20 protein-coding genes and 1 pseudogene are annotated in these 21455 nt (G+C 54.3%); 14 read left to right on the top strand and 7 right to left on the bottom strand.

The features are described 5' to 3' along the window. Window positions 1-7: 7 nt before the first annotated feature. Window positions 8-202 (bottom strand): Flp family type IVb pilin, encoded by a 195-nt coding sequence (locus MKS85_RS08240; RefSeq protein ID WP_047228300.1) that lies wholly within the window; start codon window positions 200-202, stop codon window positions 8-10. A gap of 156 nt (window positions 203-358) precedes the next feature. Continuing rightward, on the bottom strand, window positions 359-553 hold the full coding sequence (locus MKS85_RS08235) for a Flp family type IVb pilin (RefSeq protein WP_008070254.1): 195 nt from the start codon (window positions 551-553) through the stop codon (window positions 359-361). A 292-nt stretch (window positions 554-845) separates the two neighbouring features. Here MKS85_RS08235 and MKS85_RS08230 point away from each other — a divergent pair, with 292 nt between their 5' ends. Together MKS85_RS08230 and MKS85_RS08225 are read left to right on the top strand one after the other, a co-directional pair. Then, a complete protein-coding gene (locus tag MKS85_RS08230; protein WP_188252034.1) occupies window positions 846-1715 on the top strand; it encodes a DNA-binding response regulator in 870 nt (289 codons plus the stop codon). A gap of 480 nt (window positions 1716-2195) precedes the next feature. After that, window positions 2196-3386, top strand: coding sequence for a hypothetical protein (locus MKS85_RS08225; protein ID WP_047882860.1), 1191 nt, complete (start codon window positions 2196-2198; stop codon window positions 3384-3386). 67 nt (window positions 3387-3453) lie between these two features. On the opposite strand, the gene MKS85_RS08220 is transcribed toward MKS85_RS08225, so the two are convergent. Then, window positions 3454-5355 (bottom strand): potassium transporter Kup, encoded by a 1902-nt coding sequence (locus MKS85_RS08220; protein ID WP_310662803.1) that lies wholly within the window; start codon window positions 5353-5355, stop codon window positions 3454-3456. Window positions 5356-5742: 387 nt separating this feature from the next. Between MKS85_RS08220 and MKS85_RS08215 the strand changes: the two genes are divergently transcribed. Together MKS85_RS08215 and chrA are read left to right on the top strand one after the other, a co-directional pair. Next, window positions 5743-6687: a chromate resistance protein ChrB domain-containing protein gene (locus MKS85_RS08215; protein ID WP_047882839.1), complete on the top strand. Its 945-nt coding sequence runs from the start codon at window positions 5743-5745 to the stop codon at window positions 6685-6687. Further along, the gene (gene chrA, locus MKS85_RS08210) at window positions 6680-8038 is read left to right on the top strand and encodes a chromate efflux transporter (RefSeq protein ID WP_047882838.1); all 1359 of its coding nucleotides are present in this window, start codon (window positions 6680-6682) and stop codon (window positions 8036-8038) included. The genes MKS85_RS08215 and chrA overlap by 8 nt, the downstream gene beginning before the upstream one ends. A gap of 89 nt (window positions 8039-8127) precedes the next feature. Here chrA and MKS85_RS08205 read toward each other — a convergent pair whose 3' ends face one another. Further along, entirely contained in the window at window positions 8128-8259 is a 132-nt protein-coding gene (locus tag MKS85_RS08205) for a YHYH domain-containing protein (RefSeq protein ID WP_144419326.1), read from the bottom strand. Between the two features lie 288 nt (window positions 8260-8547). Between MKS85_RS08205 and MKS85_RS08200 the strand changes: the two genes are divergently transcribed. Next, a complete protein-coding gene (locus MKS85_RS08200; RefSeq protein WP_047882837.1) occupies window positions 8548-9855 on the top strand; it encodes an MFS transporter in 1308 nt (435 codons plus the stop codon). Between the two features lie 38 nt (window positions 9856-9893). On the opposite strand, the gene MKS85_RS08195 is transcribed toward MKS85_RS08200, so the two are convergent. The 3 genes from MKS85_RS08195 to MKS85_RS08185 are packed head-to-tail and all read right to left on the bottom strand — an operon-like array spanning window position 9894 to window position 12084. Continuing rightward, on the bottom strand, window positions 9894-10637 hold the full coding sequence (locus tag MKS85_RS08195; RefSeq protein WP_047882836.1) for a TraX family protein: 744 nt from the start codon (window positions 10635-10637) through the stop codon (window positions 9894-9896). A gap of 5 nt (window positions 10638-10642) precedes the next feature. Then, a complete protein-coding gene (locus MKS85_RS08190; RefSeq protein WP_047882835.1) occupies window positions 10643-11779 on the bottom strand; it encodes a nickel/cobalt efflux transporter in 1137 nt (378 codons plus the stop codon). Window positions 11780-11787: 8 nt separating this feature from the next. Next, on the bottom strand, window positions 11788-12084 hold the full coding sequence (locus MKS85_RS08185; RefSeq protein WP_014338967.1) for a metal-sensing transcriptional repressor: 297 nt from the start codon (window positions 12082-12084) through the stop codon (window positions 11788-11790). 156 nt (window positions 12085-12240) lie between these two features. Here MKS85_RS08185 and MKS85_RS08180 point away from each other — a divergent pair, with 156 nt between their 5' ends. The 9 genes and pseudogenes from MKS85_RS08180 (at window position 12241) to MKS85_RS08140 (ending at window position 21388) form a co-directional block, all read left to right on the top strand. After that, window positions 12241-12552, top strand: coding sequence for a hypothetical protein (locus MKS85_RS08180; protein ID WP_223194375.1), 312 nt, complete (start codon window positions 12241-12243; stop codon window positions 12550-12552). A 47-nt stretch (window positions 12553-12599) separates the two neighbouring features. Further along, window positions 12600-13337, top strand: a complete 738-nt coding sequence (locus MKS85_RS08175) for a HupE/UreJ family protein (protein WP_047882833.1) — start codon at window positions 12600-12602, stop codon at window positions 13335-13337. 12 nt (window positions 13338-13349) lie between these two features. Beyond that, entirely contained in the window at window positions 13350-13994 is a 645-nt protein-coding gene (locus MKS85_RS08170) for a hypothetical protein (RefSeq protein WP_047882832.1), read from the top strand. A gap of 461 nt (window positions 13995-14455) precedes the next feature. Further along, complete coding sequence (locus MKS85_RS08165) at window positions 14456-16003, top strand: TerC family protein (RefSeq protein ID WP_310662802.1); 1548 nt, start codon at window positions 14456-14458, stop codon at window positions 16001-16003. Window positions 16004-16551: 548 nt separating this feature from the next. Beyond that, window positions 16552-16734: pseudogene (locus tag MKS85_RS08160) on the top strand (hypothetical protein); the annotation flags it as partial. 186 nt (window positions 16735-16920) lie between these two features. Further along, on the top strand, window positions 16921-18558 hold the full coding sequence (locus tag MKS85_RS08155; protein WP_047882830.1) for a restriction endonuclease: 1638 nt from the start codon (window positions 16921-16923) through the stop codon (window positions 18556-18558). Between the two features lie 593 nt (window positions 18559-19151). Then, entirely contained in the window at window positions 19152-19643 is a 492-nt protein-coding gene (locus MKS85_RS08150; protein ID WP_047882829.1) for a hypothetical protein, read from the top strand. Window positions 19644-19794: 151 nt separating this feature from the next. Then, window positions 19795-20613, top strand: a complete 819-nt coding sequence (locus MKS85_RS08145) for a DUF6602 domain-containing protein (protein ID WP_144419325.1) — start codon at window positions 19795-19797, stop codon at window positions 20611-20613. A 562-nt stretch (window positions 20614-21175) separates the two neighbouring features. Continuing rightward, window positions 21176-21388, top strand: coding sequence for a hypothetical protein (locus MKS85_RS08140; RefSeq protein ID WP_047882828.1), 213 nt, complete (start codon window positions 21176-21178; stop codon window positions 21386-21388). The last annotated feature ends 67 nt before the right edge of the window (window positions 21389-21455 follow it).

Raw genomic sequence — 21455 nt, 5'->3', positions numbered from 1 at the left:
GTTATCGTTAGCAGGCCACGTTGCCGTTGACGGCCTGGCACAGCGCACGGATCTTGGTGTCCACCGCGCCGCCCAGAAGAACGAAGGCTGCCGCCACCAACACCGTGATCAAACCTCCCGCGACGGCGTATTCAACAATGGTCAGGCCATCTTCATCTTTGGCGAACCGGCTGATCGAAGTTCTTATTGTGTGCAGAGTCATTTTTTTCACCTCACCTTTGAATAAAGGTTGTAACGCCATGAACTGAGTTGTCGGGGACAACGCCAAGTCCATTTGAGTGATTCGTTGTACTCACAGCAAAAGAGTCGCAAGCGAGGCTTCCTTGAAAGCGGCCGTGTCCCCGCGCAGTTATCGCTATCAGCAGGCAACGTTGCCGTTGACGGCCTGGCACAGCGCGCGGATCTTGGTATTCACGGCACCGCCCAGAAGAACGAAGGCGGCGGCCACCAACACCGTAATCAACCCACCGGCCACGGCGTATTCCACAATGGTCAGGCCGTCTTCATCTTTGGCGAACTTCAGCACCGAAGCCTTGATTGTTTGAAGAGTCATTTTGCGCACCTCATCAGGGTTGTTTTCAGAGGCAGTACATTTGCAACTGCCTGATGCAACCCTAGTCAGCGGGTGGGGATAGCCGTTAGGAGGATTTTGCACATCGCTAGGATTATTTTGCGGGGGGAGCCAGGCATGCCTTGCGATTGCAACTCGCAACGATTCGCGCTCTGGCGTTCTGAGCATACGGCGCTTAAAAAACCGGCTTTTTATAAAAAATTATTCGGCGAAGTGATGGCACATTGGCAATACTGCTAGCTTAAGGGCAGTCGCAACGCTGAGTGGTAAGCACATGCCGTCGAATCTGACCAGAAAGCCAAAGCTGTTGTGGTTCGATCTGACTCACGATCGGTCCACCCCGGAACTTGTCAGCCAGTTCGAGGACACTTGCGACTGCACCCAGGCAAAAGATGCCCTGCTGCCCGGCGGGGAACAGGCGGACATGATCTGCATCCATTTCGATCGCCCGGATACGCCGGGCCTGAGGCGGTTACTGGAGATCAAACGCACCGTCCCTGCCACTCCCATCACCATGTTCACCGTGCAGCACTCCGAAGAACTGGCGGTCTGGGCCATGCGCTCGAGTGTGTGGGAATACATGGTACTGCCCCTGTCAGCCACAGAGAGGAAGCGCTACCTGACTGCCCTGGTGCAATTATGCGAGTTACGCCGCCACACCTGTGGCCCGCGCAAGACTTCGTTGATCGACCACGCGCCAACCCTGCCAGACAGCATCCGCCTGACCTCGGGGCACCAGAAACACCAGGCCCTGAGCCATATCATGCTGTACATCGACCAACATTTTCGCGACAGCATCGATCAGCGGGACCTGGCCAAGCGATGCGGCATGACCACGTTTCGCTTCAGCCGTGTGTTCAAGGAAGCCAACGGGCTTGGCTTCACAGATTACGTGCTGAACAAACGCATGAGCTTTGCCAAGGAACTGCTCGACAATAGCCAGATGCCTATCACCAGCATCGGCTATGAGGCCGGGTTCAAGGATCCCTCCTACTTCGCCCGCGCCTTCAAGCAGTACGCCAACTGCACACCCAGTGAATACCGCCTGGCGCGGCAGATGCGAACAATGATTCCCGCTCCCGAGCTGCCGGAAAACGAGCGTGCAGACGCACTTGAGAGCCTGGTGGAGAGCCTCGAAGATTGAAGCACGCTTTTTTCACGGACGAAAAAAAACGCCGCTCAATGAGCGGCGTTTTTTTGAATTTGGAGCGGGAAACGAGACTCGCATCTGGCGACCTACCCATTGAAAAATAAGGGTTTTCTTTTCTCGCCGAAGCAGGAAAAGACTTAATTCTGGACTCGTTTTTGGGGAGTATCAAGGGCCAAGAAGGGGGTGACTCCGGGCTGTGCCATTTCCTTCTATCCATAGCCAACCGGACGGGAAGCGTCCGCTCTGGACAGTTAAGCGATGGCTTACGAGGTGACGATGGCGCGTCGGTCCGTGAAGGACGGCAGGCTCATCTCGTCACGAGCGAGCACGCACCAACCGAGTCGATGATGCCTTTTCAGTACCAGCGGAACACGCCCGCCTTGTGGACTGCTTGTGCCCAAAATTCTCCGAAATTTAACATCCGCTCCGACCGAGTTGACCTAAACACGCGATAGATTGGGGATGACAGACTGCATGTACACATTAGTGACCTTCACCATTGCGGAACTGTTCGAAAAGGTATGGGAAACGCCGATGGGCAAATTGGCTCAGGACATCGGTGTGTCTGACGTTGCCGTCGCCAAGGCTTGCCGCAAAGCCGGCATACCTCTCCCTGGCCGTGGCTACTGGGCGAAGCAGGAAAAGCAGCGACCACGCAAACCCAAGCTTCCTGCTATTGAGGGCGTGATCCAATTCCAAGTTCTCGACCGTGCCCCCCTACCCGCTGCGCATAATGCAGAGACAAACTCACCTACAGTCCAGCGAATGATTGAAGTCCCGTCTCAATTGACCGAGCCCCACGCTCTGGTGAGTCAGTGGTTAAAAAGCGCAAAGGCAGCAAAGCTCAAAGATGGCTACCTCGATTACGCAGGCAAGCGTGTCTTGAATGCAATGATCTCCTCGTCATTGATCGAACGCTGCGCAATCCTGTTTGATGCACTGATCAAAGAAGGTGAAGCTGAAGGTTATGCATGGAAGATCAATGCTGAAGGAAAAACCATTGTCACTGTTAACGACGAGCCCATAGCCGTGCGACTCGTGGAACGCTTAGACAAACATACGATACCGCCCCCGCCTCCCCCCAAGCGCCGCCCCGGTGCTCCTTGGGAACCTGATTTTATGTCGCTGCGAAGGCCACAGTTTGAGTGGACCTCAACGGGTGAGCTGACCTTTCAGATTGAAGCGCGGATGGATTATGGGGAACGGAAAAATTGGAAGGACACCAAGACCGCACCGCTCGAGAAAAAACTACCTAGCATTTTGTCCGGCCTCACGTGCGCCTCAATCTCCATCAAGGCACTTCGAGAGAAAGAGGAGGCAAGAAATCGTGAATGGGCTGAAAATGAGAAACGTCGCCTTGAACGTGTCCGAGAAGCAGAAATACAACGTCGTCTCAGGCGGTCACTCGTTAAGCATACGGAGTGCTGGGAACGCGCCGAGCGCTTACGGGCGTTCATAAAGAGTGTTGAAGACAGCCTTAAATCTGCATCTCTGGCAGATCCCGAAATGGCCCAGAGATGGATTGATTGGGCTCACAAGCAGGCTGACCTCTTAGATCCACTCCAGGAGAATCTCGCACAGATCACCAATTTGGACGTGCAGCTGGAAAGCTGGTTCAGTGGTACACACTACGGCCAGGTGGAAAAAGGTTGGTGGTCCGAATAAGCGCTGAAAGGAGCATTCCTGCCTGGCTTAAATTCGTCGATTCGCCCGTCTCCCAGGACATGGTCCCTTACATCTCAACCTGCGTACCAAGCTCTATCACCCGGTTCAACGGCAGCTTGAAATACTTCAGGTTGCTGTTGGCATTCTTCAGCAAAAACGCAAACAGGTTTTCGCGCCACCGAGCCATACCAATGCGCTTGGTTGGGATCACCGTCTCACGGCTGAGAAAGTAAGTGGTTCGCATAGGACTGAAATCGAGCTGCTCGAGATGGCACTGACTCAACGCCAGCGGCACGTCAGGCTCCTCCATGAAACCGAAATGAAGGCTGACACGGAAGAACCCTTCGCCGTGGGCCTCAGCCTCAAAGCGACGGCCTGCGCAAACGCGAGGACTATCCTCGGAAACCACGGTCAGCAATACCACCCGTTCATGGAGCACCTGATTGTGCAGCAGATTGTGCAAGAGCGCATGCGGAACGGCGTCGGCCCGCGCGGTGAGGAAAACGGCGGTACCCTGCACCCGATGGGGTGGCTGTGAACGGACGCTGGCGATAAACAAAGGCAGAGGGAGCGCAGTCTCATCGAGCCGCTCGACGATGATCTTGCGGCCCCGTTTCCACGTAGTCATCAAGAGGAACAGACCGATGCCGGCAATCACTGGGAACGCACCGCCCTGAAAGACCTTCGGCGCGTTCGCTGCAAAATACAGGCTGTCTACCAGCAAGAAACCGATCAGCAACGGAATGGCCAGCCAACGCGGCGTTTTCCAAAGGAGCAGCACCACCGCTGACGACAGGATCGTGGTGATCAGCATCGTCCCCGTGACTGCAACGCCATAAGCGGCAGCCAGGGCACTAGACGACTCGAAACCGATGACCAGCAACACCACACCGACCATCAATGCCCAGTTGACCGTACCGATGTAGATTTGCCCCTGTTCATGGCTGGACGTGTGCTGGATGAACATGCGCGGAACATACCCAAGCTGGATAGCCTGCCGCGTCAGGGAGAAAGCACCGGATATCACGGCCTGGGAGGCGATGATGGTCGCCAGCGTGGACAGCGCGACCATGGGCAGCAGTGCCCAGCTTGGCGCCAGCAAATAGAACGGATTGCAAACCGCCTCGGGGTTTTCCAGGATCAGGGCACCCTGGCCGAAATAGTTGAGTGCCAATCCTGGCAGTACCAACATGAACCACGCACGAGAGATCGGCCTGCGACCGAAGTGGCCCATGTCCGCATAAAGCGCCTCCGCACCGGTCAATGCCAATACGACGGCGCCCAGGATCGCCACCCCGACACCTGGGTGGACGATGAAGAACTGTAATGCCCAGATGGGGTTCAGCGCCTGGAGCACCTCAGGTCGCTGCAAGATACCGTGGATCCCGAGTGCACCTAACACCACGAACCACAACACCATGACTGGTCCAAACAGAATGCCAATTCGCGCCGTGCCATGTTTCTGTATCAGGAACAGCGCCACCAACACGATGACCGAGAGTGGCACCACCCAGTTCTCTACACCATCAAAGGCAAGCTGAAGCCCTTCGACCGCGGAAAGCACTGAAATGGCCGGAGTGATCATGCTGTCCCCGTAAAACAGTGCGGCTCCAAACAGGCCTAGCAGAACCAGGACCTTGCTCATGTTCGGATAAGGTGACGACGCACGACGGGCCAGGGCTGTCAGCGCCATGATGCCGCCTTCTCCCTGGTTGTCGGCCCGCAGAATGAATAGCACGTATTTAATCGAGACAACCCAGACCAGAGACCAGAAAATCAGCGACAGGATGCCCAGCACCCCATCGTGATTCGCTTGAACCCCGAAGTGACCGGAAAACACCTCTTTCAGAGTGTAGAGAGGACTAGTACCGATATCGCCATAGACTACTCCGACAGCGGCAATGACCAAACCGACGCCGGATGTTTTAGTGGCTGAGTTTTCGTGTGCAATGGTCGCCGTTTCACTCAAGGGGGGCTTCTCTCAAACTGCGGGAGTAAGTACATGTATCCCTGGGCGTTATCACTGCAACGTAGATAAGACACAGGTCGCCAGAAATGCGCTTAGTATCCCGGTGACCAAGAAAAGCCTCCGTAAAAAAAACGTAAAATTCGAGCTATTGAGTCAAATTCGGAATTGCCCCATTGCCCGCCCGCTCCCTTTTCACCATCCGAGGTGATTTAAGGTTTTACGACGACACGGTGCATCGATCTGCTCAAAAACCAGCCTGATGAACGTCGTCAATCGCAAGGCAGCCCCATTTAAGATGCGTGACCTCTTCACCTATCGAAACAGCTTTTCTTTTTCCCTGCGCAGTAATAACGTAGCTATATCTACATTATTTCGATCTATCACTACATGAATAATTGGCTGACGCTGGTTCTCGGGTTGCCAACTGCAAACGCGACGGAGCGCATGCGCGCTTGGCGTGCCCTAAAAGCTTCGGGGGCTGCCGTCCTGCGCGACGGTGTCTACCTCTTGCCCGATACGGCTGCCTGTCGCGAAGCGCTGGCCGCAGTTGAGCGGGACATCCTCGCCATCAATGGCACCGCAGTTGTCCTGCCCGTGGTGGACCCGGCTGGCGAACGTTTTATCGAGATGTTCGACCGCAACGAGGATTACAGCAAACTGCGACTTGAGATCGAGGAATGCCGAGGGCAGTTGACGGCGGAAAATGCGCTGTCGACCACCAAGCAAATTCGAAAGTTACGCAAAGCCTACGATCAGTTGACCGTCATCGATTACTTTCCAGGCAAGCCCAAGCAACAGATCGACGCCGCTTTGCAGGAACTTGAGGCAGCAGTCAGCAAGGCGTTGTCGACGGACGAACCACATAGCCGGGACCTGCCAATAACGGTGCTCAGCGTGGTCGACTATCAGGGTCGTGTCTGGGCGACCCGCAAGCGCCCATGGGTTGACCGTTTGGCTTGCGCCTGGTTGATCCGGCGGTTCATTGATCCGCAGGCCCAGATCCTCTGGCTGAACCATCCCCAAGACTGCCCAGCCGAGGCCTTGGGCTTTGATTTCGATGACGCGGCCTTCAGCCATGTCGGCAACCGTGTGACCTTCGAAACCCTGCAAGCCAGCTTTGAACTTCAAGAACCAGGGTTAAACCGCATCGCGGCCTTGGTGCATTACCTAGATATCGGTGGCCCCCAACCCCTGGAGGCTGCCGGCGTAGAACGGGTGCTGGCCGGTCTACGCGCAACGATTTCCCATGACGACCATCTGCTGGCTGCTGCCAGCGCCATCTTCGACGGCCTGCTCGCCGCATTCGTGAAAGAGGAGCAACCCAATGAGTAAGGTTTTCGAATCGACGGTTGAAACAGATCTATCGAAGCCCGCGCCGATCAGCCTGCGTGAGGCTTTCTGGTTCTGGCTGAAGCTCGGTTTCATCAGCTTCGGTGGGCCAGCGGGACAGATTTCGATCATGCATCAGGAGCTGGTGGAACGCCGGCGTTGGATTTCCGAGCGACGCTTTCTGCATGCGCTCAACTACTGCATGTTGCTGCCCGGGCCCGAGGCCCAGCAGTTGGCGACGTACATCGGTTGGCTGATGCATCGAACCTGGGGCGGCGTGATTGCCGGAGCGCTGTTCGTATTGCCTTCGCTGTTCATCCTGATTGCCTTGTCCTGGATGTACATCGCTTTCGGTGAAGTGCCTGTGGTAGCGGGACTCTTTTATGGGATCAAGCCGGCAGTGACGGCGATCGTCGTACAGGCAGCGCATCGTATCGGTTCACGGGCACTGAAGAACAACTGGCTGTGGGCTATCGCCGCTGCGTCATTCACCGCGATTTTCGCCTTCAATGTCCCCTTCCCGCTGATCGTGCTGGGCGCCGCGTTGATCGGCTATGTCGGCGGTCGCCTGGTGCCTGAGAAGTTCAGGACAGGGGGCCATGGCGGCGCGAGAAAATCCTTCGGCCCAGCCTTGATCGATGATGACACCCCCTCCCCCGCGCATGCCCGCTTCAGTTGGATGAAGCTGACGTTGCTGGCATTGGTCGGCGCCGTGCTGTGGGCCTTGCCGATGGCGACCCTGACGGCCCTCTATGGCTGGCAAGGCACCTTGACCCAGATGGGCTGGTTCTTTACCAAAGCCGCATTGCTGACCTTTGGAGGCGCCTACGCCGTGCTGCCTTATGTTTATCAGGGTGCGGTTGGTCACTATGGCTGGCTGACCCCGACCCAGATGATCGACGGCTTGGCACTGGGGGAAACAACCCCAGGGCCGCTGATTATGGTGGTGGCTTTCGTCGGTTTTGTCGGGGCTTATGTCTCGCAGGTGTTCGGTGCCGATCAAGTGTTCCTGGCCGGGGCAGTCGCGGCCAGCCTAGTGACCTGGTTCACTTTCCTGCCTTCGTTCCTGTTCATTCTCGCTGGGGGCCCGCTGGTGGAGTCAACCCACAACGAACTCAAGTTCACTGCGCCTCTGACCGCGATCACAGCTGCAGTGGTGGGGGTGATCCTTAATCTTGCGTGTTTCTTTGGATATCACGTGCTGTGGCCGACAGGTTTCAGCGGCAGTCTCGACTGGCCTTCGGCGCTGATCGCGATTGCGGCGGCGGTTGCCTTGTTCCGCTACAAGCGCGGCGTGATTGAGGTACTGGTGACCTGTGCACTTGTCGGCTTGGCCGTACATCTGTTGCGCTAAAACACAGCGACTGACTAACGATCTCGCTTCCACGTACGTGAGGAAAACCTGCTCGTACCAAAGCCCAGCCTGACGCTGGGCTTTTGCCTTTAGTGACAGTGGTAATCGTTGGTCTTGTGGTTGCGGTGGCAACCTTTTGAATCAGTACCACCGCTGTGGGCAAAGGCAGTGACGGAAATAAACGAGAGTACAGCGGCGATCAGAATGGCAGACAGTTTCATCAGGGCTTGCTCCATGCGCGTGTTGTTATCGATGTGAGATCTTTCACAACTCGCAGAGTATGGCCAATTGCCTTTATCGAGCAAGCAACTACTTCATTCCTCTGTCGAGTGTTCGACGAAAGGCTCGAATGTCTATTTCTTGAGCTACCACGGCCTCTGGTTTAGGATGGCCTAATATCCTCCCTAGGGGGATGCAGAGTTCCTTGAGAACGAACAACTCGCCGCTCTCTTTTCTCAAGCGTACTTCGACAATCAAGTGATCACACGCCCTCCTCTGTGAGACGCCTCATGCTGAAAATACTCGCCAACCGAACCTACCGTCATCTCTTCCTAGCCCAAGTCATTGCGTTGGTAGGTACGGGGCTTGCGACCGTCGCATTGGGACTGCTGGCCTTCGACCTTGCTGGAGCCCAAGCGGGTGCCGTCCTCGGCACAGCGTTGGCGATCAAGATGACGGCTTACATCGGAGTTGCACCGATTGCCGCGGCTTTTGCAGAACGCCTGCCACGTAAGGCCATGTTGGTCTCGCTGGACTTGGTACGTGCTTTGGTCGCGCTGGCCCTGCCGTTTGTGACGGAGGTCTGGCAGGTCTATGTGCTGATTTTTATCCTGCAATCGGCCTCGGCCGCGTTCACTCCAACCTTTCAAGCGACCATTCCCGACATCCTGCCCGATGAGGACGAATACACCCGGGCCTTGTCTTTATCGCGACTGGCCTATGACCTCGAAAGTGTTGCCAGCCCTATGCTCGCCGCTGCATTGCTGACCGTGATCAGCTTCCATAATTTGTTCGCCGGCACCGTTATCGGTTTTCTCGCTTCGGCGGCCCTGGTCGCCACAGTATTGCTACCGAAAGCGAAGCCGACCCCCAAACGCAGCATCTACGAACGTACCACCCGCGGCATGCGCATCTTCCTGGCGACACCTCGCTTGCGCGGATTGCTGGCATTGAACCTGGCGGTAGCGGCGGCCAGCGCCATGGTCATCGTCAATACGGTTGTGTTGGTCCAATCGCGTTTCTCGTTGCCTCAGAGCTCCACCGCACTGGCACTGGCCGCGTTTGGTGGTGGCTCCATGATCGCTGCCCTGGTGTTGCCTCGGCTGTTGAAAGATATCAAGGACCGAACAGCGATGTTGTTCGGCGGAGGGATACTGGTTGTCGGCCTGGCCATGGGCATCAACCTGACCTCCTACCATTTACTACTGCCGCTTTGGATGCTGCTGGGCATGGGCTATTCGTTGGCACAGACTCCGAGTGGCCGGTTGCTGCGTCGTTCTGCCCATGCCGAAGATCGCCCTGCGCTCTTTGCCGCCCAGTTCGCGCTGTCTCATGCCTGCTGGTTGATTACCTATCCATTGGCAGGATGGCTGGGCGCCGACATCAGCTTGACGGCATCATTTATCGGGCTCGCCGTGGTGGCCGGCGGCGCATTGCTAGTCAGCGTGGTGATCTGGCGTCCTGCCCATGATCAGGACTCGATCAAACACTCTCATGAGAACCTTGCTGACGACCACTCCCACCTGGACGGCGAGGCTATTGAGCACGAACACCCGTACGTGATTGATGATCAGCATCGCCGGTGGCCAAATAACTGATCACGAGTTCAATCATTTTCAAAACTGGCCCGGCGCCGTCACACCAGCAAACGCACCGCTTGCAGAGCGGCGAGGTGGCCTGGGTAAAACCAGTAACCCCATTGCCCCACTGGCCAGACGTTGAGGCTTAACCTCTGGCGCAGTAACCAGAGCCCGATCAGCGGTGCCGCAAATGCAGCGCCCAGGGCCAGTATCGAATAGAGCTCCAGATCCAGCGCCCGACTGATAATGCTACTGCGGGTGTTGATCAACACGCACAGGCCCGCTGGCAACAACCACAGCACAGCGGGCCTGTTGATCACCAGCAAGACCGAGGCCGGGACAAGGACTCCGTAGAAACCAAACATCAACGGATCATCCAGCTCATTGGCAACGGCGGCAGCGAACAACGCCATGGCCCCACTCAATAATGTCCGATGGTGACATCCCCAGGCCACGACCAAGCCCAATGCCAGGGTCAGCAGCACGTTGTACGAGCCGGAAGTGCTGATCATGCGATAAGGCACCTGCGAAATGGCCGCGAACAACAGCATCAAGGCGAGGTAGCGGCCGTTTTTGTAAGTCAGCCATTCACCACGTCTGGACCGCGCGACGTTGGCCGCTATCGCGACACAAAACAGTGGGAATGAGAGCCGGCCTGGAATGAATGGCGTGCTCAGCTCCGGCCACACCAACCGCAAGTGATCGATGACCATTGTCAGCATTGCCAGCCATTTGATCAGATCAAGGCTGGTGCTGCGGCCTTTCAACGAAGGATCCAAGTCTGGGTGAGTCTCAGTCATAAGCCTTATGTGTTTAAACCGATCCAGCCGTGAATGCCCACGTACAGACCGACACCAATGATCAACACGCTGGACAAATAAGGAGCCCGCCGCGCAACGGTGCCCAGCCATGGCCAGCGGTTAGAGGCTTGCCGCGCGCCGATGGCCGCGGCCGCTCCCACGGTAACCAAGGTGATTGCCAAGCCGATGCTGAAGCACAGGACAAGCATACCGCCCAGCGCAACCTCTTTGACCTGAAGACAGAGCAGCAGCACGGTAATCGCGGCGGGACAAGGAATTAGCCCACCCGTCAGGCCGAAGACAATGATCTGGCCCGTGGTCACATCGCGATTGGTGAAGCGCTTGCGGATATCGTTGGCATGCGCCCGTTCGTGGGCGTCTTGGTACCCCTCTAATGACAGTTCCAGGCCTTCCAGTTCGGAGTGTTCATGCCCATGGTCATGCTCGTGGTACTCAAGATCGTAATCGTGGGAATGCCCAGCATGCCCAAGGCTCAAGCGAGCGCTGAATTCATGAGGCTCGGGAATATCGACCGTCGACTCCAGGAATCCATCGTGTTCGGCAAATGAGAACGTCTGAACGCTTCCATCGGGACGAGTGGTCGTCACGCGAACGTCCGCGGCGGACCAGGCATGGCCAGTCAACGTTTTCAGGCGCCAGTGTGGTGGCATGCCCAGCTCGAAGATCGAAAGCTCGACACGGCCGTGGCCGGTATCGATGCGATGGGTTTCATCATGATGCCCATGGTCATGTTCGCCGTGGTGATGTCCCTCGCCATGCTCGAACTTGAACATCTGTTCGCCACGCCATGTACGCCAGAGCATCCACAGGGCGATCGCGATGATCAGCGCAGCCGATGCGAGCTGGAAATATGGCTGCGTGGTCTCGGCGTCGAGGCCTTGGCCCAGGTACATGCCACCAATGGCGACCAACCACACCACGGCAGTGTGGGACAGCGTCGCCGCCAACCCCAGCAACACCGCTTGCTTGACCGAGCCCCGGATGGCCACGATAAACGCCGCCATCATGGTTTTCGAATGACCCGGCTCCAGGCCATGCAAAGCGCCCAGCAAGATAGCGCTGGGGAAATACAGCCAGGCGTGAGCGCCACCCTGTTGCAGCAATTCAGCAAAATTGGGCATCGTCGGGCCTAGAGGTACTTGGTGATTTGCTTGAAGGCTTCCAGCGGTGCGCGCTCACCCTTGTTCAGCGCCGAAACCGTGTCCTCCAGGCAGTGATCTATGTGATCCTGGATCAACGTACGCTTGGCCTGGCATACCGCTTTTTCCACCGCATGCAGCTGCTGGGCGATATCCACGCACTCACGTCCCTCTTCGATCATGAGGATGATGCTGCGCAGGTGACCGTCCGCCCGCTTGAGGCGCTTGATGATTGCTTCATGGCTTTGGTGGGTATGGGGATGGCTGTGTTCGTGCTCGTCACTCATGACTTGAGTCTCGGACTTCAATGAATTACGCTGGCAATCCTATCCCCCCATGGGGGATATGGCAAACGTATCACGATCCAAAACAACGAGTCGAAACACGACACTATGTTCAGCAGAACACTGACTACGACAGTGGTATTCGCGCTGGCTTTCGCCATGTTCATGGCCTGGGCCGGGCATACCCGTACGCTGTCGATGATGTCGCAACAGCCCTCCTGGGATGTCGCACAAGATGCTCATCATCATTCCCATGATGAGCAGGCCAACGTGTCTTGTTCAAACTGCTCGGATCACTATCACTCCCCCCTGACGCCCGATCATCAGCACGAGACGCCGCAACTCACCGCCACGCTGATCCTGGCGGCCCAGCCACAGCTCTCTCCACAAGCCGAGGCCCTTGGTTACGCCGTTCCTCGTCCGCCCATTTTTCTGATCGAACGTCCACCTCGTCCTTCGCTTGCCTCCTGACATGGTCGCCCTGCGGCCCTTGATCACTGCAACGAAGGATTTTATCCATGTATTCGCACTCAATGAGTGGCGTCGGCGCGTTCACTGCGCCATCGCGTCGCCCACTACTGCTGTTGTTTCTCTTGCTCGCGTCATTTCTTCTCGGAATGCCCGAAGCTCTCGCTCACGCCGTCGCTGAAGGCGATAAAGGCTTCATCCAGGAAAGCTCCGGCGTCATGTTGCTGCCCTTCATCTACATGGGCGCCAAGCACATGATGACGGGCTACGATCACCTGCTGTTTCTGTTCGGGGTGATTTTCTTCCTGTATCGCCTGAAGGACGTAGGGCTCTACGTCACGTTGTTCGCCGTCGGACACTCGGTCACGCTGCTGCTCGGCGTGCTGACCGAGGTCAGTATCAGCTCATACATCATCGACGCCATCATCGGTTTCTCGGTGGTGTACAAGGCGCTCGATAACCTGGGCGCATTCCAGCGCTGGTTCGGTTTCCAGCCCAATACCAAGGTCGCCACGCTGATCTTCGGCCTGCTTCACGGGTTTGGCCTGGCAACGAAAATCCAGGAATACGAGATCTCGTCCGACGGCCTGATTCCCAACCTGATCGCCTTCAACGTCGGCGTAGAGATCGGCCAGTTGCTGGCCCTCAGCGCCATTCTCATTCTGATGGGGTATTGGCGGCGCACCGGCAGTTTCTGGCGGCACGCCTATACCGCCAATGTCGCCATGATGAGTGCCGGTTTCCTTTTGATGGGTTACCAGATCACCGGCCTGTTTGCCTCAGCCTAAGGAATTTCAACCATGTTCAATACGCCACTTCCCACTGTTAATGAATTACCCAGCACCCGCCAACTGGTGCGCTCGACTGTCATCGCCTTGTTGACCGCGGTCGGCTTGTTGGTCACCGTCGTTATGCCTTCGGAATATGCGATTGATCCAACAGGCGTGGGCCGTGTACTGGGCCTGACGCAAATGGGCGAAATGAAGATCACGCTCGCCCAAGAGGCGTTGGCGGATGCAGCGCCGCAGCCGGTGCAAGAGACTCCAGCTCCGGCTACGCAGACTGCAGCGGTCACTCCCGCGGCTCAACCTGCGCCTCCACCCGCCGCCCAGCCCGACCCAGCCCTGAAGACAGATGAAATGACCGTCACGCTAAAACCTGGTGAAGGGACAGAAATCAAGCTGGAAATGCTCAAGAACACCACCGTCAGCTATGAATGGGCGGCATCTGGTGGGCCGGTAAACCATGACACCCATGGCGAACCCTACAACGGCGAAAAGGGCTATTTCCACAGTTACTCCAAAGCCAAGCAGGTCAAAGGCGACAAGGGCGAATTCACGGCTCTGTTCGACGGCACCCATGGCTGGTTCTGGCGTAATCGCACGAATAACGACGTGACTATATCGCTGAAAACGACAGGTGATTACCTGAGCGTCAAACGCTGATTCCAGTCGAAACACATTTTTAATTCTTACGGAAAACTCAATGAACGCCTCAACCACGCTGCTCCGTTCCGTGCTTCTGATTTGTTTTATCGGCCTGATGACCGCCTGCAGTGGCGGCGAGAAGCCTGCTGAATCCGAAAGCTCGGGTCATGGGCACTCGCACGAGTAATGCCATAAAACAAAGGGCCGCAAATGCGGCCCTTTGTCCATCGCAGATACGACACGCCGTTCTCACGGTGCGTGGGCCTGTCAGATTCTGTAATAAATCGCCTCGTATGAATTGTTAAAACCGTTGTAGGATTTCTTCCCAAAATTATTTCCAGGTCTGTATGAACACCCTCCAGGAACCTCCCTGTCGCCTTTCGAAGAACCGCTTTCCCCCCAGCGCTCCAGCAGCGCCCTGCATACACTCGTTGCAGTCCCCTTCCCTCGTATTGGCCGTCCGAGGAAGCGAATAATCCATGGAATGGATCGTTGACCCCACGGCCTGGCTGGGCCTGCTGACCTTGATCGTGCTGGAGCTGGTGCTCGGCATCGATAACCTTGTATTTATCGCCATCCTGGCTGACAAACTGCCGCCCGAGCAGCGCGACCGTGCCCGTATCATCGGCCTGTCCCTGGCGTTGCTGATGCGCCTTGGCCTCCTCGCCAGCATTTCCTGGATGGTGACGTTGACCAACCCGCTGTTCGAGGTCTTCAGCAAGACGTTCTCGGGCCGGGACTTGATCATGTTGTTTGGTGGTGTGTTCCTGTTGTTCAAGGCAACCATGGAGTTGCATGAGCGACTCGAGGGCCACGTGGCACAACGTTCCGGCAATGCCGCCTATGCGATGTTCTGGCCTATCGTTGCGCAGATCGTGGTGCTGGATGCGGTCTTTTCCCTGGATGCGGTGATCACCGCCGTGGGTATGGTTGAGCACCTGTCGGTGATGATGATCGCGGTGATTTTCTCCATCGGCCTGACGATGATTGCAAGCAAGCCATTGACGAAATTCGTTAACGGCCACCCTACCGTTATCATGCTGTGCCTGGGTTTCCTGATGATGATCGGCTTCAGCCTCACTGCTGAAGGCCTGGGCTTCCATATTCCGAAAGGCTACTTGTACGCCGCGATTGGCTTCTCGATCCTGATCGAACTGTTTAACCAGTTGGCGCGCTCGCGTCGCAAGAAAAGCCTGCAAGGTCTACGGCCAATGCGCGAGCGTACCGCCCATGCGGTGTTGCGCCTGCTGGGTGGCCAAAAACTGGACGCCGATGAAGTCGGCGAGGAAATCGCCGACATGCTGGAAGGCGACGAACCGGAACAGGTTTTCCATCGGCGCGAGCGGGTCATGATCAGTGGCGTGCTGCAATTGGCTGAGCGCCCGATACGCAGCGTGATGACGCCTCGGGCGCAAATCGACCACCTTGACTTGGCAGATGCTGCGCAAGACATCCGTACGGCGCTGATGCACTCTTCGTATTCACGCCTGCCGTTGATTCGAGAAGGACGCGTGGATGAGCCGCTAGGCTTTGTCCATAAGAAGGAACTGCTCAAGGAAATACTGGCGGGCAATCAGCCGAACCTGGAAATCATGGCGCGCAAAGCCATCAACCTGCTCGACAGCTTCACGATCCTCAATGCATTGGAGCAAATGCGTAAGGAGTCGACCCACATCGCGTTTGTGGTGAATGAGTTTGGTGACTTCGTCGGCCTTCTCACCATGACCGACATCCTGGAGTCCATTGCCGGTGAGCTGCCGGATGCCAGTGAAATCGAAGGCCCGAACATCGTCCCCCAGGAAGGCGGTTTTCTCGTCAGCGGTGCCTTGAATCTCAGTCAGATTCGCGAGCACATCGGCTTCCTGGTTGAAGCGACGGAGGATTACCAGACGCTGGCTGGTTTGGTGATGAGCCTGCTGGATCGTCTGCCGATGATTGGGGATACCCTGAGTTGGCAGGGATGGAGCATGACCGTGATGGAGGTTGAAGAACGCCGGGTGACCAGGGTGCTGTTGCGTAAGGAATAGACGTAGAACAAGGCCGCATTTGCGGCCTTGTTTATTTTCGCTGCCTGCAAATAAAAGAAGGCGAAAAACGCCACTGGAAGAGGAAGAAAAACGTCGATCTGAACGCGCCCGAGAAGCGGAAACACGACGTCGTCTCAGATGGTCCCTCGTACGAGTGCTGGGAACGCGCCGAGCGCTTACGGGCCTTAAAAGGTGTTGAAGATCGCCTTTGGATCTGCTTCGTTGCGGGATCCCGAAATGACCCAGAAATGGATTGATTGAGTTCACAAGCAGGCTGACCTCTTAGATCCACCGCAGGCGAATATGGGGCAGATCACCAATCTGGACGTGCAGCTAGAAAGCTAGCTCAGTGCTTAAGTACGGCTAAATGGAAACAGGTTGGTGGTGCGAGTAAGCGCTGAAAGAGCATTCCGTTCTTACCCGCCTGGCTTAATTTTGTTGGGCATATCAGCCCGTGACATCTTATCTTGGATACCAGACTCTATCACCCGATTCAACGGCAGCAATGAAATATTTCAATTTGTTGTTGGCATCAACAGGAATGCAAACTGAATCGTGCCCCCACGGCCTGGCTGAGCCTGCTGCCCTGATCGTGCTGGAATGTGCTCGACATCGATAACCTCGTATTCATCACCATCATGGAAGACACCTCCCCCGAGCTGCGCGACCGTACCAGTGTGACCTGCTTGCCTTTCGCATTGCTGATGCACCTTGGCTTGCTGGCGAGCATCTTTTAGATGTGATGCAGCTTGAAGTCCTTCTTTTCCCACTCAGGGTCGTTCGCGGCCGTCAAGACAGGCAGAAAACTGCCAAAAGCGGTCACATCAACTCGCACTCTGGCCGTTAAATTCGAAGCGCTCGTGTCCTCCGCCGCACTTCTTTTTTGATACCATCACGCCATCAGAAAGGAGGCAAGCATGGCCAATCGGAGTGGATTCGAAAAGGTGATCCGAGCAATTGCTCGGGAGACAGCCAAGCAGCAACGGCTGAACGAGTCGGAACGTCGCGCTGCACTACGTGCCTCTGAACGCGCGGAACGTCAGCGGCTCAGAGCGCAGGCGATTCGTGAGCGTGACCAAGCACGATATGACCGCCAATCTGAGCGAGCCGCTAAACAAAACTACATGGAGTTTCGTGAGCAAGAGGTTCGTGACGGTAACGCAACCATTCGATCTTGGATAGGTGGTTTACAATCCATATTATCGTCAACGCTGATGGTTGATGACACCGTCACGTTCGACTCGCTTCGTATCACTGACAATCCGCCCCCATTCACACCAGCAAAATCTTTAACAACGGTAATTGAAGGCCCAGCACTGCAATTCTTTACTTCCAAAGTTGCCCCCTTGCCTTGGTATCTTTCACTGATACCAAAGTTTAAAGTAAGGCATGCCGATCAGCTGAGAGCCGCTAAGGAACGATTTCAATTAAGCGAGGAAGAGCATAAAGCCCAGGATGTCGAGCGTCTGGAAATGCTGAAGAACGCGCGAGAGACCTATGAGCGTGGCGTGTCGGCGTTCCTGGAGAAAAAGGCGCTCCGCGACTCTGAAGTCGATGCCTTCCGCTACTCGTACTATGAAGGAGACCCCGAATCAATTGTCGCTTATTGCAGCATGGTCCTAGAGAAGTCCGATTATCCAGAAGGGTTCCCGCAAAATTTCTCTTTGGCGTTCCTGCCTGAATCGAAACAGCTTGTAGTGGAATACGAGTTGCCCACCTCGGATATCATTCCTGATGTAGCCGAGTATCGTTACATAAAATCGAAAGACGAGGTTTCCACTAAACAGCGCAAGCCAGCTGAGATCAAATCTTTATATGCCGACCTCATCGCAAGTCTCGCACTTAGGTGTCTTCATGAGCTTTTCGAGGCAGACCAAGGAGAGTTCCTAGAGGTCTGCTGTTTCAACGGTTATGTGAACACCATTGATCCCGCAACTGGCCGGGAGGTGCAACCTCATCTCGTGTCTGTGCGCACCACGCGTGAAACATTCATGGAGATTGATCTTGCGCGCGTGGATCGTGCCGTCTGTCTGCGAAACCTCGGCGCACATGTCTCCCGATCCCCAAGCGAAGCGCAACCGGTTAGACCAATTATTGAATTCAACATGGTCGACAAGCGTTTCGTGGATCAGCAGGATCTGGCCTCAAATCTCAGTTCAGCAACAAATTTAATGGATCTCAACCCCTATGAGTTTGAAGCGCTGGTGGCAAATCTATTCGGAAAAATGGGGTTAGAGTCAAAACTAACCAGATCATCGCGTGACGGAGGAGTCGATTGCATTGCTTACGACCCTCGTCCTGTATTAGGCGGCAAGGTAGTTATCCAAGCAAAGCGTTACAAGCACACAGTTGGCGTTTCAGCAGTCAGGGACCTCTATGGGACCATGATGAATGAAGGCGCCAATAAGGGAATTTTGGTCACGACAAGCGGCTATGGCCCCGACGCGTTTGAGTTCGCGAAGGACAAGCCCATCGAGCTCATCGAGGGCGGGGGCCTGCTTTTCCTTCTCCAAGAGATTGGGATTGAAGCGCGAATTTTGATGCCTGTGGAGTAGCAAGAGATTAGTCTAAATACTTGAATAGAGTAAAGATTTGGTCCGAGCATTTCTATGCACAACCGAGTGCGCAGGATCCAAGCGCAGGCCTTCTTGCCACGAGCAAATTTTAAGGACCGCTCCGGGTGATTGCTGCCATTCGCGTCAGGCGCCTTTCGGCCAAAAGGAGCCAGTCAGGTGCGTCCAGGGAAACAGGGGCAATTCAGTAGCAGAGGCAAGCTCTGGTATTGGCATAGCGAATCGTTAGCGCTTGCGGCAGAGGGGAGCGTTGGCTTGCTACGACTTACGTCCGTATGCAAAATCGGGTGGCTAAGACGAAGAAATCGATCTCCACCCGTATACCTGAAGATTTAGGGACTGTACATGATGGTGGAGTAAATGCGGCAGATCACACAGCGTTTTTCCTACATAATGCTGTGCCAAACCCAGAGATGGTTAACACTTAACAAGGCGCTGCTACGGAAAATTTATTCGCTGGTGCTCCTAAATTTCCGCGGTAAATGCCTAAAAAGTGGTTAAAATCCTTCGCTTCGCTCCCTGGGACTGCGTGCCGTAGTCCCTTAATCTAAAAGTTATAAGCAAGGAGAGAAATTTTGACCGGAGTAGGTTTTCGCACACCTTTTATTGTTTTGTTCGGCGTATTTTTGTTACCTCTACTATCATTTAAAGATTATTCCGAAGCGCTAGATGGCTTTGTTTCAGAGCCATTGTATTGGGCTAGTGGTTTTGCAAGCCTAGAATTGGCTTTATTGATGTTGCTACTCAAGTTTAAGGAGTCCACTCTCACCAGGACAGCTGAAAATTTAGGTCAGATTTTATCTTTTACCTACGGTATGTTTATAACAGTTGTCATAGCTTTAGCAGTGAAGAATTTTTACTTATATATACAAGCAATAATAATTTGCCTTTGCCTAACCCTGCTAATGCTGCTAGTAGACGTTACATACACTGGAAGATCAGCATGGATAAATGATAAATTTAGTAAAAGCACCAATAAAAAAGCCAATATATTGGCTCAAAAACTACTAATATTCGCTATGCTATTATTTTTCGTCGCGTATATTTTATTGATTTACTGCAAGTAAAGTTATAACAGGCCGCTCAAGCATCGCACCTTTGGCGCTGGACAAATTTTTAATTTATGGCTTTGTGGTTTTGCTGCGCAAAAGTAATCCACAAAAATACGACTTACAAACTGCCGCTTAGCTCGGCGTTATGCAATAATCAGGAGTAAGAATGAGTTCAATAGTTAGAAAAATAGTAAACTCATTGAATAAAGGAGTTTTGGATGAGCTTGAATTGTCTCGAGAAATCAAGCACCCAGGTGAAAATGGAAGAGCTAGAGAGCAAATTCTTTCAGGTTTCTTAAGAAAGATCATTCCATCAAAATTTTCTGTGGATACCGGGTTTGTTATAGATACAGTAGGCGGAATAAGTAATCAAATAGATATTGTTATTTACAGAAGTGACTACCATTCTGTTCTTGAGGTTGGAAATATAAAGCACTTCATGATTGAGTCTGTTGTAGCTGTTATCGAAAATAAGGCTTCTATATCTGATGCAAAAACTTTAAATCAAGCTTTTAATAATATCAAATCAGTAAAATCTTTAGACCGCTCAAGTCGAGGAAGGAATATAATCGTATCTCCACGAGGCGCCTATGATAAAAATAATTTTCAGCATCAAGTCTTTGGTGCCATATTAACAGAGCGGTCACTTTCGAGTAAAAGTTTAAAAAATGAATTTATAAGTTTTTTTGAGAAAACGCCTGATAAAAATCTGTGGCCAAATATTTATATCGATGTCCGAGCTTCATCTTTTAGATACGTTGATAGCAAAGAGCATGTAACGGTAATTCCAAGAAATGCTGTAGCTTTTGCAATATCAGACCCAGAGGCAGAAAATTATACGCCTCCTCTTATTGAACTAGCATATGAGTTGATATCCTACCTTAGGATTGTTCCACTGATTGACTTTCAACCTCATGAGTACTTTTTTGGAGTAAGCGGTAGAGCGAAAGAGTATGTCAGCATTCCGGAGTTATACCGAGGCTGAAATGCATAGCAAATGCATGTTGTCGGACTGGTTCTTCACTACGTGTTGCCACTGGAGCATGATTAACCCAGTAGCTAATGTATCATTGCCTCAAGCGGTTATGAAGTAAACCATTATTGGCTTTGGATCTTTAGAGAGTTGACGCGTGTCAACGTTACCCCAGCAGCTGGGTCAATTCGGTATCACCTGCGACAGATCGTTGTCTGTCGCACCAAGCCACCGTCGCTTAAATCCTAAGTTACGCGACGTTGCGCTCGCACCGCAGGATAAAGCTTTGCGGCGTCGCGTGAGTCTGTCGCAGGTGCTCAATTATCTGCGACATGAAATTCGGTCACTGCCGCTCTGAGAAGGATTGGATGCGACTCCGATACGCCTGCCATTTCTCAGGGTTGGGATCTGCAACCGTAGCTAGTCACGATGGCGATTTTGTGGCTGCCACGAATGTCCGGATATGGCCGATTACTGCCACTGAATCACAGCAAGCGCTCGCTTATTCAACCGCCCTTTTGTTTCCACCCCTTCCGCTGCTACGCTCTTGAGTTCTCGATTGGAGTCGAAAACAATGCCCAGCGAATATTCACTTTCTGATGTTCTTGAGCGGCTGTACCAAAATCAGCTCGCCTTGGAGGCCGCGGTGATGGAGCTGACCTTGAAGGTAGAAGACCAAGGTGCAGCGGAGATTGGTGCCAACGTCCGAGGTGCACTTCAGACCATCGGAGAGAATGCCGGACACATCAAGCAGGGCTTGGCTAAGCTGAGAACCCAGGGTCACTGATTTAACGGCCCATGCGATGGCGAGCTTGGCGGTTATCCTGCACAGCATAAAGGCTGGACTCGCCGAA

The organism is Pseudomonas sp. JL2, assembly GCF_031570495.1.
Lineage (GTDB): Bacteria > Pseudomonadota > Gammaproteobacteria > Pseudomonadales > Pseudomonadaceae > Aquipseudomonas > Aquipseudomonas rhizophila.
This window is presented reverse-complemented; position numbering and strand designations above follow the sequence as displayed.